The sequence below is a fragment of the Sedimentitalea sp. genome (genome assembly GCF_039973035.1).
GTDB lineage: Bacteria > Pseudomonadota > Alphaproteobacteria > Rhodobacterales > Rhodobacteraceae > Sedimentitalea.
Map to the genome: position 1 here is coordinate 129345 of NZ_JBDWLR010000042.1, position 14755 is coordinate 144099.

General features: G+C 59.6%; 18 protein-coding genes. 5 read left to right on the plus strand and 13 right to left on the minus strand.

Features of this window, described 5'->3' with window-relative positions:
• Nucleotides 1-195 precede the first annotated feature (195 nt).
• From ABJO75_RS09330 to ABJO75_RS09345, 4 genes are read left to right on the plus strand one after another with little or no spacing between them, the layout of a single operon-like run.
• Nucleotides 196-414, plus strand: coding sequence for a twin-arginine translocase TatA/TatE family subunit (locus ABJO75_RS09330; protein ID WP_348135534.1), 219 nt, complete (start codon nucleotides 196-198; stop codon nucleotides 412-414).
• Between the two features lie 6 nt (nucleotides 415-420).
• Complete coding sequence (gene tatB, locus ABJO75_RS09335; protein ID WP_348135537.1) at nucleotides 421-900, plus strand: Sec-independent protein translocase protein TatB; 480 nt, start codon at nucleotides 421-423, stop codon at nucleotides 898-900.
• Nucleotides 897-1772 (plus strand): twin-arginine translocase subunit TatC, encoded by an 876-nt coding sequence (gene tatC / locus ABJO75_RS09340; RefSeq protein WP_348135539.1) that lies wholly within the window; start codon nucleotides 897-899, stop codon nucleotides 1770-1772. The genes tatB and tatC overlap by 4 nt, the downstream gene beginning before the upstream one ends.
• Nucleotides 1769-2611, plus strand: coding sequence for an ATP-binding protein (locus tag ABJO75_RS09345; RefSeq protein ID WP_348135541.1), 843 nt, complete (start codon nucleotides 1769-1771; stop codon nucleotides 2609-2611). Before tatC ends, ABJO75_RS09345 begins: the two co-directional genes overlap by 4 nt.
• 15 nt (nucleotides 2612-2626) lie before the next feature.
• On the opposite strand, the gene ABJO75_RS09350 is transcribed toward ABJO75_RS09345, so the two are convergent.
• The 13 genes from ABJO75_RS09350 to ABJO75_RS09410 all read right to left on the minus strand — a co-directional run bounded on the left by ABJO75_RS09350 (nucleotide 2627) and on the right by ABJO75_RS09410 (nucleotide 13694).
• Nucleotides 2627-2965: a hypothetical protein gene (locus tag ABJO75_RS09350; RefSeq protein WP_348135543.1), complete on the minus strand. Its 339-nt coding sequence runs from the start codon at nucleotides 2963-2965 to the stop codon at nucleotides 2627-2629.
• A gap of 159 nt (nucleotides 2966-3124) precedes the next feature.
• A complete protein-coding gene (locus ABJO75_RS09355; RefSeq protein WP_348135546.1) occupies nucleotides 3125-3466 on the minus strand; it encodes a hypothetical protein in 342 nt (113 codons plus the stop codon).
• A gap of 79 nt (nucleotides 3467-3545) precedes the next feature.
• Entirely contained in the window at nucleotides 3546-4703 is a 1158-nt protein-coding gene (locus ABJO75_RS09360; RefSeq protein ID WP_348135548.1) for a peptidoglycan DD-metalloendopeptidase family protein, read from the minus strand.
• 73 nt (nucleotides 4704-4776) lie between these two features.
• On the minus strand, nucleotides 4777-5424 hold the full coding sequence (locus ABJO75_RS09365) for a protein-L-isoaspartate(D-aspartate) O-methyltransferase (RefSeq protein ID WP_348135550.1): 648 nt from the start codon (nucleotides 5422-5424) through the stop codon (nucleotides 4777-4779).
• Complete coding sequence (surE, locus tag ABJO75_RS09370) at nucleotides 5421-6203, minus strand: 5'/3'-nucleotidase SurE (RefSeq protein WP_348135552.1); 783 nt, start codon at nucleotides 6201-6203, stop codon at nucleotides 5421-5423. The genes ABJO75_RS09365 and surE overlap by 4 nt, the downstream gene beginning before the upstream one ends.
• Nucleotides 6204-6309: 106 nt before the next feature.
• Nucleotides 6310-6945, minus strand: a complete 636-nt coding sequence (locus tag ABJO75_RS09375; RefSeq protein WP_348135554.1) for an SDR family NAD(P)-dependent oxidoreductase — start codon at nucleotides 6943-6945, stop codon at nucleotides 6310-6312.
• 42 nt (nucleotides 6946-6987) lie between these two features.
• Complete coding sequence (locus tag ABJO75_RS09380; protein WP_348135556.1) at nucleotides 6988-7260, minus strand: hypothetical protein; 273 nt, start codon at nucleotides 7258-7260, stop codon at nucleotides 6988-6990.
• A 150-nt stretch (nucleotides 7261-7410) separates the two neighbouring features.
• Nucleotides 7411-8868 carry an amidophosphoribosyltransferase gene (gene purF / locus ABJO75_RS09385; RefSeq protein ID WP_348135599.1) on the minus strand — a complete coding sequence of 486 codons (1458 nt, stop codon included), beginning with the start codon at nucleotides 8866-8868 and terminating at the stop codon, nucleotides 7411-7413.
• Between the two features lie 394 nt (nucleotides 8869-9262).
• Complete coding sequence (locus ABJO75_RS09390) at nucleotides 9263-9817, minus strand: CvpA family protein (RefSeq protein ID WP_348135559.1); 555 nt, start codon at nucleotides 9815-9817, stop codon at nucleotides 9263-9265.
• A 44-nt stretch (nucleotides 9818-9861) separates the two neighbouring features.
• Nucleotides 9862-11226, minus strand: a complete 1365-nt coding sequence (gene radA, locus ABJO75_RS09395; protein WP_348135561.1) for a DNA repair protein RadA — start codon at nucleotides 11224-11226, stop codon at nucleotides 9862-9864.
• 17 nt (nucleotides 11227-11243) lie between these two features.
• Complete coding sequence (locus ABJO75_RS09400; protein ID WP_348135600.1) at nucleotides 11244-11690, minus strand: paraquat-inducible protein A; 447 nt, start codon at nucleotides 11688-11690, stop codon at nucleotides 11244-11246.
• Between the two features lie 128 nt (nucleotides 11691-11818).
• Nucleotides 11819-13288, minus strand: coding sequence for a caspase family protein (locus ABJO75_RS09405; protein WP_348135562.1), 1470 nt, complete (start codon nucleotides 13286-13288; stop codon nucleotides 11819-11821).
• Nucleotides 13289-13376: 88 nt separating this feature from the next.
• Nucleotides 13377-13694, minus strand: a complete 318-nt coding sequence (locus ABJO75_RS09410; RefSeq protein WP_348135564.1) for a DUF6476 family protein — start codon at nucleotides 13692-13694, stop codon at nucleotides 13377-13379.
• On the opposite strand from ABJO75_RS09410, the gene ABJO75_RS09415 reads away from it, so the two are divergent.
• Nucleotides 13693-14727: an RluA family pseudouridine synthase gene (locus ABJO75_RS09415; protein WP_348135565.1), complete on the plus strand. Its 1035-nt coding sequence runs from the start codon at nucleotides 13693-13695 to the stop codon at nucleotides 14725-14727. The genes ABJO75_RS09410 and ABJO75_RS09415 overlap by 2 nt on opposite strands.
• The last annotated feature ends 28 nt before the right edge of the window (nucleotides 14728-14755 follow it).

Consider the following 14755-nt stretch of genomic DNA (forward strand, 5'->3'; position numbering starts at 1 on the left):
CATGCGCTGTCCATCAAAACTGACAAAAACATGTCAGGAATGGTTCAGGTGAGGGATTCCCCGCAGAGGAAATTGCTGGCGTGCAACAAATCTAACGCAAAGTCGCTTTCGCGTTGACGGCGGGATGCGTAGAAAACGGCTGAAATCTGCAGTGCGGCCCGGAATCGAGGTCTGCGCGAATCTGAGGAGACGGACATGTTGAACAATATTGGCCTTCCCGGCATTTTGCTGATCGCGATTGTGGTCCTGGTGCTGTTTGGCCGTGGCAAGATCAGTTCGCTGATGGGCGAAGTGGGCAAAGGCATCACATCGTTCAAGAAGGGTATCAATGATGGCCAGAAGGAACTGGAAGAAGAAGACCCTTCGGAAATGGCCAAGGACGTGACCCCGGAAACCGACAAGGACAAGGTGTAACACCCGATGTTCGATCTGGGTTGGACCGAGCTGCTGGTCATTGGTATCGTGGCGCTGATCGTGGTTGGCCCCAAGGATTTGCCCGTGCTGTTCCGCAATGTCGGGCGCTTTGTGGGCAAGGCCAAGGGCATGGCGCGCGAATTTTCCAGCGCAATGCATGATGCCGCCGACGAATCCGGCATTCACGACGTGGCCAAAGGTATGAAGGCCGCAACCAACCCAATGTCGAGCGTCATGGACGGGGTCAAGGACGCGACCCGCGACCTGACCGACAGCATCAATCCGACCAAGCTCGACCCCAAGAAATACGATCCTGACAGCGAAACCGGCAAGCTCGCCGAAGAACGCGCTGAAAAGGCCAAGAAAATTCAGGCCGCAACCGCGCGCGCCGCTGCAGATCGTTTGAAGCGGGAAGCGGTCGAAGCGCAGGCGCGGGCCGATGCGGCCGAGGCCGCGTTGACGGACGTACCAGAAAGCAAGACATGAGCCAGACAGACGAGATTGACGACAGCAGCGCGCCGCTGATCGAGCATCTGGCGGAGCTGCGCAATCGCCTGATCCATTCGGTCGTGGCGTTTGTCATCGGCATGGTGATCTGTTTCACCGTGGCGACGCCGATCTTTAACTTTCTGACCGCGCCACTGTGTCAGGTGCTGGCTGATCGGGGGCAGGATTGCGATCTGATCTTTATCAGCCCGCAAGAAGGGTTCTTTGTCGCAATCAAGGTGTCGCTGCTCGGGGGCTTCCTGCTGGCGTTCCCCTATATCGGCTTGCAGATGTGGCGGTTCGTTGCGCCGGGTCTCTACAAGACGGAAAAAGGCGCGTTCCTGCCGTTTCTGATCGCCTCGCCCTTTATGTTCATTCTGGGCGCGTCCTTTGCGTTTTACGTGGTCACCCCGCTGGCCTATGACTTTTTCCTTGGCTTCCAGCAATTCGGGGCAGAGGGCGAAGCAGTGGTCGAAGAAACCGCACCGCTGAGCGTCGTGTTTCAGGGTAGTGCGCAGGAATATCTGAACCTGACGATCAAGTTCATCGTCGCCTTTGGCCTGTGTTTCCAGTTGCCGGTTCTGCTCACCCTGATGGGCAAGGCCGGGTTGGTCAGTGCCGAAGGGCTGGGCAATGTGCGCAAATATGCCGTGGTCGGCATACTGGTGCTGGCCGCGCTGGTGACGCCGCCGGACGTGATTACGCAGGTCATTCTGTTCGTGGTGGTCTATGGCCTCTACGAAGTGTCGATCTTTCTTGTGCGACGGGTAGAGACCAAGCGCGAAGAAAAGTTGCGCGCTGAGGGTTATTATGACGACGAAGATCTGGCTGACGCTGAAATGGCGGAGTTTGATGAGGAAGACGACAAGTGATTGATGACCCGATGGACCGGATTGCGGCGGCGCTGGAACGGATGTCGCCGGCCCCCATGCCCGCGCCCGAATTCGATGGTGCCACTGCCTTTGTCTGGCAGGTAGAACCGGACCGCCTAGAGCCGGTGCCGCGTGTAAATCGTGTGGGGTTGGATCTGTTGGTGGGCATCGATCGCTCCCGCGATACGTTGCTGGACAATACCCGCCGCTTTGCGGGTGGGTATGCTGCCAACAACGCCCTGTTGTGGGGCGCGCGTGGGATGGGGAAATCAAGCCTCGTAAAAGCGATACATGCGGAGGTTCTTGCGGATCATCCAGACTTGAAACTGGTGGAACTACAGCGCGAAGACCTGCCAAGCGTGGGGCGGTTACTGAACCACCTGCGCGGGGCGCCTTATCGGTTCCTGCTGTTCTGTGACGACCTGTCTTTTTCCCACGACGATCAACACTACAAGAGCCTCAAGGCGGTGCTGGATGGTGGCATCGAGGGGCGGCCAGAGAATGTTGCGTTCTATGCCACCAGCAATCGCCGCCACCTGATGCCACGCGACATGATCGAGAACGAACGGTCAAACGCCATAAACCCATCCGAGGCGGTCGAAGAAAAAGTGTCGCTCAGTGATCGGTTCGGATTGTGGCTGGGGTTCCATCCCTGCACGCAGGACGAATACCTGTCGATGATCGATCGCTACTGTACAGAGTACGACATCAAGATCGCCCCGGAGACCCTGCGGGCAGAGGCGATTGAATGGCAGGCCACACGCGGTGCGCGGTCAGGCCGGGTGGCGTGGCAGTTCTTTACCGATCTGGCCGGACGCAACGGGGTCAGGCTGAGCTAAGACGTCAGCGTGAACCTATTCTTCGGCGCGTACCTGCAAGCGAAGGTTGACACCTTCGCCCATGAAGTTGACGAAATTCCCGCGCTGCCCAAGCGTGGCTGTCACCCCATTGATATCCGCGACCCAACCATCTTCTTCGTCGGTCAAGGCAAAGGTCTGAGGGACATCCTGAGCCTGAATGCCGGTATTGCCCGAGGATTCAAAATTCATCTCGGTACAGGCTTCATTGACTGAGAAGCGCGCTTGGAAGCTGCCTTCCTCGCCACTGTAGGTCCCGCCGGACCAATGGCAGTCCTGAGCCATGGCGGAAACGGGGAGAGCGATGAGTGCAAGGGCGAACAGAGTTTTCTTCATGTGATTTCCTTTCAATGACGCACGGATGACCGGAGGAGCGGCGATCCGTGCAAGAAGGCGATTATCGAACATCGCCCGACTGCCTTGGGCGCGACTGCAACTGGCTGCAAGGGCGCGGTTTGTCATTCCCTAAGACGGGGAGCCACGTTAGTCGGGCTCTTACATCGGGCGCATTTGCAGGCGGACGTCAATGCCTTCGCCGAAGAAGGTCACAAAATCGCCGTCCTTGGCGAATGTCGCGTTGACGCCGTTTACATCCGCAACCCAGCCATGTCTGCCATCGGTCAGCGGAAAGGTCTGCGCGACATCCGTTGGTTGGATTCCGTCACTCCCCGAAGATTTCATGGTCATTTCGGTGCAGTCTGGATTGACCTCGATCTGCGTTTCAAAGGGCATTTCTTGACCACGGTAAGAGCCGCCTGCCCATCGGCAATCCTGTGCCGCAGAGGCGATCGGGAGCGTTATGACTGTGAGGGCGAGAGCAATAGAATACTTTATCATGTATTTTCCTCTGTGCTAACAACACCCATAGTGATGCTGGTCAGCCCAAGGTCAAGCGCTGTTTGGGCGGATCGTACAGCTATTCCAGATAGGGCATCGGGTCGACGCTCTCAAAACCGTTGCGCACTTCGAAATGCACATAGGAGTTATCTCCGCTGCGCAGCTGGGCCAGTTTTTGCCCGCGCTTAATGGTGTCGCCCTTCTTGACAGCGATCTTGTCGACATTGGCATAGACCGTAAGCAGGTTGTCAGGGTGGCGCACGACGACGATTGGCACCTGATCCGCATCCTGGGTGATTGCGGCCACCGTTCCGTTTGCGGCGGCGGTAACTGCGGTGCCGGGGCTGCCTGAAATGTCGATCCCGTCATTGCGCCCTTTGGAATAGGTGCGGATAATCTTGCCCTGCAGCGGAAACGCCATTGCGGCGCTGCTGGTTCTTGTCGGCTGGCCGACATCGGTCTTTGGCGGTTCCGGTGTTTTGGCGGCGACTTTCTCGTCAGGGAGCGGTGCGGTGGCACTGGGGGGCGTAGGCGTCGGTGATCCGCTCCCGGGTTCGGTGACGGTTGTGGCCGCGGCGGCGCTCTTGGCGGGTGCGCTGGCACCGGCGACTGGAATGAGCAGATATTGCCCTTCACGGATGGCAAAATCAGAGCCGAGTCCGTTCCATTCGCCAAGCGATTTGACCGACACGTTGTAAAGACGCGAGATGGTATAGGCGGTTTCTCCGCGCACCACCTTGTGCTGCAGGGGTTCGGCCTTTGGTGCAGGTGTTATGATGGGCTTGCTGGCCGGGGGCAGGGTGCTGGTCTGAACCTGTGAGGTATCCGGAGCCGCGTCGATCGCATCGCCGGCAAGCGTGGCGATATCCACGGTGCCGGCGGGTTCTGCAACGCGCCGGGGCAGGGCGATGATTTCACCTTCGCGCAAAGGCACGGTTGCGTCGATCCCGTTGTATTTGGCGAGTTCAGCGGCGGGCAGGCCGACCCGTGTCGCAACGTCGGTGACCGTATCGCCGCGCCGCGCGACTGCGACTTGGTAGTTTGGATAGGAAATGATCCCGCGTGAGTCCGGCTTGGGCCGGACGGCGGTGATGTTCTTTGCGGCATTGGTCGTGCTGAAGCCGCCGATCTGGCCGCGCAGATCATAGTCTAGTGGTTCGTTACACCCTGCCAACAACGCAGCGGTGGCCACCGCGCCGAAAAACCGGGCTGAAGTCAGTCCAAAAGGATTTACCATCTCGTTGTCCTCAAAATACTCCCCCTGTCTGATCGCGGGGGTTTAGGCGTGCGGGTCGTTGTATTCGTCCTGTCTAGCCGTCCTTGCCCAAGCCTTCGAGCAGGGGCACGAACCGGACGGGTCTGATTTCTTCATAGTCATAACCGGCCTCGGTGCGGTGAACCCGGATCAGGGTTTGAACCGCATCCGACTGGCCAACCGGCACCACCATGATACCGTCGATCTTAAGCTGCGCCAAGAGCGGGCCGGGCGGGTCTTCGGCGGCGGCGGTGACGATAATGCGGTCAAACGGGGCCTGTTCGGGCAAGCCAAACGATCCGTCCGCCGTCATCGCGGTGATATTGGTCAGATTGAGTGTCGAGAACGCCTCGTTGGCCTCGCGGACCAGACGGGCGTGTCGGTCCACCGTATAGACCCGGCGCACGAGCCGAGAGAGGATCGCGGCCTGATAGCCTGACCCAGTGCCGACCTCGAGCACCTTGTCGCGCGGGCTGAGTTGCAGGGCCTGCGTCATCAGGCCAACTACCGAAGGCTGGCTGATCGTCTGGCCGCAGGCGATTGGCAGCGGCATGTCTTCATATGACCGATTGGAAAAAATACCGCGCACGAACACGCCGCGATCAATCTCTTCCATCGCTTGCAACACGCGCTTGTCGGTCACGCCGCGCGAGCGGAGGGCAAACAGGAACTGCATTTTGGTTTCGGGTTCCGGGCCGGTCATTCGATGGCTTTCATCGCCGACAATGCATCGTGCGCCGTCAGGTCCGCGCGCATGGGCGTGACCGAGATATAGCCATCCAGATTTGCGTGGGCGTCGGTTCCCGGTTCCGTGCGGATCTGCTGGTTTCCGCCCTTGATCCAAAGAAAACGTCGCCCCGATGGTGAATTATGCGGTTCGACGCCGAAATGTGTGCCGCGGCGATAGCCCTGAGCGGTGACGCGGGTTCCAAGCACTTCGCTTGCGGGCACCGGTGGAAAGTTCACGTTGAAGAACAGCCGGTAGTCGTCGCCGTTATCTGGGTTTGTCGCCAGGATCTTGCGAACCACATCGGCCCCGTGAACGGCGGCGGCTTCGAACGGATTATCGATGCTAACGTTGCGTGGGCCGTAATATTGCGACATCGCAATCGCCGGCAATCCCTGCAGCGCCGCTTCCATCGCGCCGCCGAGTGTTCCGGAATAGAGCGCGTTTTCTGCCGAGTTGTTGCCCCGGTTCACTCCGGACAGCACCAGATCGGGTGGCGCATCCTTCATTACCTCGTGCAGACCGGCCATCACGCAATCCGCCGGGCTGCCTTCAGCGGCAAAGCTGCGTTCGCCCATCTGGGCGATCATCATCGGATGGGTATAGCTGATGCAATGCGCCACGCCGGATTGTTCAAAGGCCGGGGCGACTGTCCAGACTTCACCTTCGGGCCCGGCGAGCTTCGCCGCGATCGCCGAGAGAATCTCCAGACCCGGCGCATTGATGCCGTCATCGTTCGTGATCAGAATACGCATATTTGCCTGCCCCTTTACGCTCTTGATAGACGCAGCATCCACATGCGGCAAGCAAGCGTGCCTTGCTGTGTTGCGATTAACCTCGTCTGCGGCAAGATCGCTGCGCTCACAGCTCTGCCAGCAGCCGCGCGGCCTCTGTTGCGGGTGGGGTCAGCGCATCGCGATCCTCGCCGGGAAAAAAGCGCGCCCGGACGGCGGTGGGCATTGGTCTGGGCGACAGGATATCTACTTTGGGGCCGGTCTTTACCGTTTCAGCCGCCCAGCTTCGTGCAAGCGACATCTGCGCGGCCTTGGTTGCACCATACGCGCCAAAGAATTTTTCTCCGGCGCGCGGATCGTCAAAGAACACTGCGCGTCCCTCGGTTCCCAAAAGCGGAGCGACATAGGGGATCAGTAATGATGTGGCGGTGGCGTTCACCGCGACGGATTTTTCCCAGTCCTTCGCATCGACGAACGTGGCGGGCGTGAGTGGCGCGGCGTGGATGGCGGTGTGCAGCCAGAGGTCCAGTTTGCCCCAGCGGTCATAGATGCCGCGACAGAGGGTCTGCATCGCCGCCGCCTCGGTGATATCCATCGGCGCAAGCGTGGCGCTGCCGCCCGAGGCCTGGATGTGATCGTCCAGTTCCTCAAGCGCGCCGGATGTCCGTGCCACGGCAACAATGTGATGTGTTGGCGCAAGGGCCTGTGCGAGTGCCGCGCCAAGTCCGCGCGACGCGCCGGTAATCAATGCAATCTGTGTCATGCGCGCGCTTTGAACCGTGAAAACGCGGTGGTCAAGCCCGGATCAACTCGCAGGCAGTGTCAGACGCCGGTTGTGACCGTTCTTTGAGACCATGATGCCTTTATCATCGATCGCCACGATGCGTCCGATGCTGAGGGTCTCACCAATCTCGACGCGCTTGATTGATCCTCTCGGCGTTCGGATCAGGGCCGACATCTGGTTTTGTGGTCCGAACAGACCAATCAGGTCGGTTTTGCCACGCGCGAGCGCGTGATCTGTTGTGGCCATGTTGGCCACATTGTCAGGCGTTTTTTCCGCCTTGGTACTGCTTGCCATGATTTGCCTCTAAGACCGTGATGGTCATTTATGCTGCGCTGCAGCAATTCAGAGGAAAGCGGCTATCATGGGTGTGGGATGAGAGAAAGAGGGTGCGCGTCACGATGCCTGCGCGATCGGCAGAGAACTGCCCATCAACGCGCAGGGCAGCTATTCGGCGGCAGGTTTAAGCTGAAAGCCCTGTTCAAGCATGTCCGCAGGTTCGACCGGGTATTCGCCCGAGAAGCAGGCATCGCAATATTGCGGGTTCTCGCTGTCTCGACCGTTTGCCTGACCAACCGCCCGGTAAAGACCGTCCAGAGAAATGAACTTCAGGCTGTCCACGGCAAGATGCGTGCACATTTCTTCTTCGGTCATCGTCGCGGCCAGTAGTTTTTCGCGCTGTGGCGTGTCGACACCATAGAAACAGGGCCAGGCAGTCGGCGGCGACGCGATGCGAAAATGCACCTCCTTGGCGCCGGCGTCGAGGATCATTTCCTTGATCTTACGGCTGGTGGTTCCGCGCACGACGGAATCATCCACCAGGATAACCCGCTTGTTCCGGATCAACGCCCGGTTCACGTTCAGCTTAAGCCGCACGCCCATGTTGCGGATCTGTTCGGTCGGTTCGATAAAGGTTCGGCCCATGTACTGGTTACGGATAATGCCCATCGCATAGGGAATGCCGCTTTCCAGTGAAAAGCCGATGGCAGCTGGCGTGCCGCTGTCGGGCACCGGACAGACCAGATCGGCATCGACCGGGCTTTCCTTGGCCAGTTCGCGGCCGATGTTTTCACGGGTCTCATAGACGCTTCGCCCGCCCAGAATGCTGTCGGGGCGGCTGAAATACACATGTTCAAAAATGCAGAAGCGGGATTTGCGAGGACGGAACGGAAACCGGCTCTCGACACCGTCGTCATCGATTACGACCATCTCGCCGGGCTCGATCTCGCGCACATACTCTGCACCGATGATATCCAGCGCACAGGTCTCTGAACTCAGTGCCCAACCATCGCCGATCTTGCCCAGCACCAATGGCCGCACACCCAGCGGGTCGCGTACACCAATCAGCTTGGTCTGTGTCATGGCGACAACCGAAAACGCACCTTCGACACGACGCAGGGCGTCTTCCATCCGCTCAGGGATGTTGCGTTGCAGCGAGCGGGCCATCAGATGGATGATACATTCGCTGTCGGACGAGCTTTGAAAGATCGAACCGCGTTCGATCAACTCGCGGCGCAGTGCATTGGCGTTGGTGATATTGCCGTTGTGAGCAATCGCAGCGCCGCCCATCGAGAACTCACCGAAGAACGGCTGCACGTCGCGGAGCGCGGTCTGTCCCTTGCTGCCCGATGTCGAATAGCGGACGTGTCCGATGGAAATCGGGCCGGGCAGGGTTTCCATGATCTTCTGGCTGGTGAAACTATCGCGCACATAGCCAAAGCGGCGGGCCTGGTTGAACCCGAGCAGCGGATCATGCGAGACGATGCCGCCTGCTTCCTGGCCGCGATGCTGGAGCGCGTGAAGCCCGAGAGCCACGAAGGTCGAGGCGTCTTGAACGCCTACGACTCCGAAGACTCCGCATTCTTCACGTAGTTTGTCATCATCAAAGGGATGCGACGGCGGCATGGAATTCATCGACAAAGCTGGCAGCTCCGAATCCGTTTGCGGTATCTGTCTCTCACATAGTGTGTCGGGCTGCACATGTCACCCATGCTGTCATGAAACCGTTGCATCTCTGCACTGCGGCATAACGCGCATGGGGTCGTTGCAACTTAGGCGGTGCCCAGTAACAAATGCCGTGCTTACAGCGTGTGCGCAGGGCCGGAATTGCTGGGTGTCATCGCGAGGGGCGCACAAATTCATTTTAGAGAATGGGCGAGAACATGCGCTGGTTGCTCTCTTGATCCGTTGTCTGATTGGCGCTTATCCGACACAACCGGGTGAATTGAGTCGGATTTGGGGACATAAGCGCCCGAATCATTACTCCAGACGGCATTACCCGAAACAACGTGGTCGAGGCTTACTGGCTGCAGGAGCTGACGAGGTTCTCGTATTGCTGAGTGACCCAGCCAAGCGCCTGTTCCGGGTTCTTTTCTTCTATGGTGCCCGTCAGCTTGGCGAACACCTGTGCAGACCGGCTTTCATCGACCATGGTAAAGGTCTGGCCGGTGATCACGGTCTCATAGACAAAGAACGCGATGGCGATCAGCAGAATGCCCCGCGCCACACCGAAAAAGAAGCCCAGCCCCTGATCGACGCCGCCAAGCGCCGAACGCTGAACGAGCGAAGAAAACAAGGGCGTAAAGAAAGACACGATGATCAGGGCAACCGCAAACACCGCAGCAAATGCAGCAATCATGCTAAGTTCGCAGCTGTCGGCGACAAATTCTCCGAGAACCGGGATTTCCTTGACCAGCGGTTGAACCTTGGGCGCAAAGAGAAAGCCAAGGATGGCGGCAGCAATCCAGCCCGCGATGGCCATCGCCTCGCGCACAAAGCCGCGCGAATAGGCCAATAGCGCCGAGACAACGATGATCAGGGCGACAAGCCCGTCGATGATGGTGAAACCGTCCATTCGTCTCTGCCCGTCCTGTTGCTGTCTGCTCTGGCTGCGAGACCTTACCCGGCCCCAAATACTTCGCCAACAAATCCTGTCAAATCGGTCGCTCGCGTCACTGCAAGGCCGGCAACTGTGCCGGATTTGCCACCTGCCGGGGCGATGGCGGCGGTAAAACCAAGTTTTTGCGCCTCTTTCAACCTGTTTTCTGTCTGAGGGGCCGGGCGCAAGGCGCCAGAAAGGCTGATTTCGCCAAAAACAACGGTATCTGCAGGCAGGGCGGCGTCTTCGCGGGCAGAAAGCAACGCAGCGGCAACCGCCAGATCGGCGGCAGGTTCCGAGATTTTCATGCCGCCCGCGACGTTCAGATAGACATCAAGCCCTGCAAACGGGATGCCACAGCGCGCTTCGAGCACGGCGAGGATCATCGCCAGCCGGCCACCATCCCAGCCGACAACCGTGCGGCGGGGTTGCGAATGTGGTGACGGGGCGACCAACGCCTGCAGTTCGACCAGCACCGGGCGCGTGCCCTCAATTCCGGCAAAGACCGCAGAGCCGGGTGTGGGTTTGCCGCGCTCGCTGAGAAACAGGGCGGAGGGGTTGGTAACCTCGGCCAAACCACGACCTGTCATTTCAAATACGCCGATCTCGTCGGCGGGGCCAAAGCGGTTCTTGACCGCGCGCAGGATGCGGAATTGGTGGCCGCGCTCGCCTTCGAAATAGAGCACGGTGTCGACCATATGCTCGACCACACGCGGCCCTGCGATCTGGCCTTCCTTGGTGACATGTCCAACCAGCACCACCGACAGCCCGCGTCGCTTGGCAAAGGTGGTCAACTCGTGCGCGGCGGCACGCACCTGGCTGACCGAGCCGGGGGCGCTGTCGACAGAGTCGGCCCACATGGTCTGGATCGAGTCGATGATCGCAAGCTGCGGGCGTTCGGTTTCGAGCGTCGTCAGAATATCGCGCAGATTGGTTTCGGCGGCGAGCTTGACCGGCGCATCTGCCAGCCCAAGCCGCTGTGCGCGCATCCGCACCTGTGCGCTGGCCTCTTCGCCGCTGACATAGATGGTTTTCAGCCCGTTTCTTGCGAACCTCGCGGCCGCCTGCAGTAGCAACGTGGATTTGCCGATACCGGGGTCGCCGCCAACGAGTATTGCAGAGGCCGGTACCAATCCACCACCCAGAACCCGGTCAAGCTCGGCCACGCCCGACAGGGTGCGCGGAGGAGGCGTTTCCTCGGTTGAAAGGTCCGTCAGGGTGATTGCGGTGCCGCGTTTTGCACCCAGCGACTTGGACGCAGGACCGGCAGAAAGCGGTTTCTCTTCGGCAATAGTGTTCCAGTCGCCGCAGGCTTCGCAACGGCCCGACCATTTGGAGAACGACGCACCGCAGGCCGAACAGGTGAAGGATTTGGTTTTTGCCATGACGCGTTCATGACCTCTTAGCGTTTGGCGGTCAAATGGCTAATCGCGATCGAGGCCAGAACACAGCCGGTAAAGAGATAAAGACCCCAGGCGGTCTCCACCGTGGCGAGGCCAATCCCTTTGACCAGAACGACGTAGAGCGCGATCAGGAATACGTCTGCCATCGCGAGCTTGCCCAGAATCTCCAGAACCGGCAGAACCTTGCGCCGCATCATTCCGAAATGGATCAAGGCCAGCCCGATGGTCTTGAGATAGGGCGCAAAGATCGCAAGGAATGTCACCAGCAATGCCAGTGCCACATCGCTGTCCCACAAACTTTGCAGCCCGGTGACGACCGAGATTTCGCTGAGTCCGAAAACCGGCAGCAGACCGGCGCGCATAAGCGGCGCAAACCACGCCACGGGATAAAGGATCAGCAGGGCAAGATTGGCGAGGCGCAGCGGCACAGAGATAAATCCTTGCATTGTCGGGCGGATGACATGCGCCAACTCCATCCGGCATGTGGCCATGATTGGCGCAACAAGCAAGGGGGAGCACTCGTTTGCGCGAGCTGGGTCTGTTTAGTGGCGTCAAGAATCGGAACAGCCCAGGGTCAGTTATCGATCCGGTCACCGTCACGACAACCGGGGGAACTGCCAAATTGTGGGCAGTAATTTGGTGCATTACTGAATATCGAATGATCGGTTCCTGTCTCTTGAGGAGCAGCCTTGGGGGCAGGAGTGGGAGCAGCGGCTGTGTGGGCCGAAGGCGTCGCCCGTTTTTTGACGGTCGGTTTTCGGACAATGACAACCTCGGGACAACGCGCATCGTCGATGACAACCAGTGCGTCGATCAGATCCATCAACTGTTCAGTTGCGGACGTTCGGCTCATGTTTAGCCTACTGCCGGATTCGCGAGAGAGGGCCGCAAGCCCTGCCGCAGTCTGCCGACCATAGAGTCCGTCAAGCCGCCCGCCATAGCAGTTGCGTGCCTTCAGAAGGCGTTGAATCTCCAGAATGGCATCCGCGCGACTCAGTTCGGGGACCGGAGGGGCCGGGGCATTCGGCGTGGGGGGCGTGGCAGCAAGCGATTCCGCAGGATCGCCGACCGACGCGCGCGGCTGTGGCAAAGCAGCAAGGGTGCGATCCGCTCGTTTAAGGTCGCGATTGCGGCGTGCCAGAATATAGAGCGTGTGATCCGATTGCGCGGCATATGTGGCAAGAAACGCGTCCCAGATGGCGACCGAATCCGCAAGTTCGGCAGTCGCATAGTCAGACAGCATGGCATTGGCATCGGGCTTTGCGATCGGCCGTGGGGGTGGAGCTTGTTCGGGCTTGGGGTTGATGACATAGGCTCCACCGCCAAGCGAGGAATAGACAAACGGTGCCGCACCGGGCACCGAGCGGCGCAACTCATCCCGGACCGACCCGAGCAGCAGGCGGACATCAACCGAAGGTCCCTCCATCGCGTTCAGAAAGGCACTGGTAAAAGGCGAATTGCCTCCTTCTGCACCATCAGGGGTAATCTCGCCCGCAGCAGCGGCATAGGCAATCAGCGTATCAGCCCCCGCATTTTCAACCAGCGCGAGGCCGCGCCCGACATTGCGACCGGTGTCGGCGCGCTTCATGCCTGCCACAAACGGGTTGTCGCGGCAGGCATCCAGAACCACAGTCTTCATGCGTTTTGCCCCGGACATCTGAGACATGACATCCTGCAACTCGATCATTTCGAGCCGCGCGTCGCGTTCATCGGTGATCCGGGCATCGACCGGGATAAGATAGTTGCGGCCTCCGATCTCCATGCCATGACCGGCGTAGTAGACCATCGCGATATCAGCGCGGTCCGCTGCATCGCGAAAGTCGCGTAGGATGTTGAGCATGTCAGCGCGGGTCAGATCATTGGCGAGGGTCACGTCAAACCCGTGCGCACGCAGGGCCGCCGCGACGGCGCTGGCGTCATTGACCGGGTTCGGCAGTGTTTCGACCGAGCGATAGCTTGAGTTCCCGATCACAAGCGCCACGTTGGCGGCCCAGCCCAGACCCGGCAGCCAAACCAACAGAAGGGCAAGGATGATGGAACGCATCAGATCACCTCATTTCCCCTTCAGCCTGTCACGATTTGCATGTTTTTTCAACGTGACGTGGGGGGCAGGGCATGGCGCGACAGGGTGATCAGTCAGCTTGGGTCATGTCGATGGACTTGCGCAGCGCGCCACTTGCACGGTCATAGATCAGCAGGCGATCATCCTGGGTGATCACCGCGTACCAGCCTGCGGTCATGGTAAAGGCCTCGGCCTTTGCGCCGTCGGGTAATGTGATGCTATCAGGCAATGGAATCGGGGTCGGCGTGCGGTCTGACGAGAAACGGATGACAAGCAGGGCAACGATCACTAAAAGCCCGCCAATCATCACCGCAGTCAGCACAGTTACAAGCCGACGCAGAAATCGCAGGTTGGCCGGTTCTTGCACCGGTTCGGAAGGTTCAGTCATGGTCACGCGCCAAATCAAGTTCACCATTGCGGCGGATCCGCCGCCGCGCCTTGATAAGGCGCTTTCCCGCGATGTACCAGACGAGGCTGCGCTGTCGCGTACACGGCTCGCGCGGATGATCGCGGATGGGGCTGTTGCGATAGATGGGGTTGCGGCCACGGATGCCAAGGCGCGCGTGGGCGAGGGGGCAGAAGTGGTCCTGACAGTTGACGCGCCCGAAGAGAGCCATATCGGCCCCGAAGACATCCCTCTGGATGTGGTGCATGAAGATGACGACCTGATCGTGATCAACAAACCGGCGGGCATGGTTGTGCATCCCGCACCGGGGACGCCTTCGGGCACCTTGGTCAACGCTTTGCTGCATCATTGTGGTGACGATCTGTCGGGTGTTGGTGGCGTCAAGCGACCGGGGATCGTGCATCGGATCGACAAGGATACCAGTGGCCTGTTGGTCGTGGCAAAATCGGATGTCGCACATCAGGGATTGGCCGCGCAGTTCGAAGCACACAGCGTTGAGCGGTATTATCGCGCAGTTTGCTATGGTGTTCCAGATGCCAATGATCCGCGCCTGCGCGGGATCAAGGGCGCGGCGTTTGAGCCTGGGAACATTCTGCGTCTGACCACCCAACTTGCCCGGCACAAGACGGATCGCCAAAAACAAGCGGTGCTGTTTCAGGGTGGGCGACACGCGATAACGCGCGTGCGGATCGTCGAACCGTTTGGATCGCCCTCAGTCGCGGCGCTGGTCGAATGCTGGCTGGAAACCGGGCGCACACATCAGATCCGGGTGCATCTGGCGCATGCCGGTCATGGGCTGATCGGAGACCCTGTCTATGGCGGTCGGCGCAAACTGCCTGCGCGGGCGATTTCAGCCGAGGCCGCCGAGGCGGTCCGCGCCTTTTCCCGGCAGGCGCTGCATGCGGCTGTTCTGGGTTTTGTCCATCCGGTTAGCGGGGAATCGGTGAGGTTTGAGGCAGACGTGCCTGCAGATATGTCGTCGCTGATCAATGCGTTGCGCGTTCAAACCGGCTGAGAATGCATATCCCGAATTGCTACGGCCA